Source organism: Vibrio sp. 2132-1 (assembly GCF_033344315.1).
This window is the reverse complement of sequence record NZ_JAWPON010000092.1, coordinates 1-1,100: the sequence shown is the minus strand read 5'-3', so window position 1 is coordinate 1,100 and position 1,100 is coordinate 1. Positions and strand designations below refer to the sequence as shown.

Sequence of the window (1,100 nt, the reverse complement as noted above, 5' to 3'; positions counted from 1 at the left end):
GTGCGTGGCCAGTTCACCAATTTCATCCATGCGTTCAATCTCGATGCGCTGCGTCAAATCACCTTCACCTTGTGACAGTTCAGAGAGTGCATCCGACAAAGTTTGCAGTGGACGTAGTAGGCGAGTGATCACGTAAGTGCTGATGGCAGCGATGATCAAATACATCACGATTGAAGCAATGGCAGTAAAGGTCACTTGCTCCGAAACGGAGGCAAAAGCCATTTGTTTGTCTTGCACAACGCCCAGAGACCAATCGGTGTTAGGGACTTGAGCAACATAAATCAGTTGGTCGCCTTGTTTTGGCCACGTGATTGTTTCTAGCTTCGCGTGTTGTGCCAAGTTGGCCATTTTATCGCGCGTCAGTTCTGGATTTAACGTGGTGAGCGGTTTCTGGCTGAGCTTTTCATCTTTATAAGCGACGAGATTATTGTTGCCATCCACCAAAAACGCGAAGCCGTTGTTATCCAGTTGGATATTCAATACTTCGCTGATGATGTCTGTGACGGCCAAGTCAGCGGCCAATACGCCTTGTTTGTTTTGGTTAAACGCTTTGGCAAAGCTGACCACAATACTGCCATCAAAGTCTTGGTATGGCTCGGTAATGATCAGCCCAGATTGTGCCATCGCGTCTTGATACCAAGGGCGAGTTCGAGGGTCGTAATCGGATGGCCATGATTCGCTTTTATCGCCGTAGGCAATAGCGCCGTCAGAGAACCCTGCGTAAACAGAGAGAAATTTCCCCGCGCGTTTGGTCAGCAATAACTCGCGATCTGCATCATCAGAACCGGCGATGATTTGTTCGTTAGCCAACATCATATCGCTACGAATTGAGAGCCAATCGCTGATATAACGGTTAGTCGACTCAGAAATATTCTGTATTTCTCGGTTGAGTGTGGATGTGGTTTCTTCGTGAAGTTGATTAACGGAAACCCAAGCTTGAACGCCACTTACGATGGCGATAATGACTGCGATAGCAATCTGGATTTTTAACTTAATGGTATTTCTCATTGTCTAACCTTTATAAACAGACAAAAAGATCAGTGTCACAACGTGTGACTCCAGAGGGTTTAGACGATTCAAGCACAGAGCGTTACATGAAA

The 1,100-nt window shown here is 46.5% G+C and carries 1 protein-coding gene; it reads right to left on the bottom strand.

Annotated elements, in window-relative coordinates:
- A partial coding sequence (locus tag R8N47_RS23650) for a cache domain-containing protein (protein WP_318185907.1) occupies positions 1 to 1,008 on the bottom strand: 1,008 nt, incomplete at its 3' end.
- Positions 1,009 to 1,100: the final 92 nt, after the last annotated feature.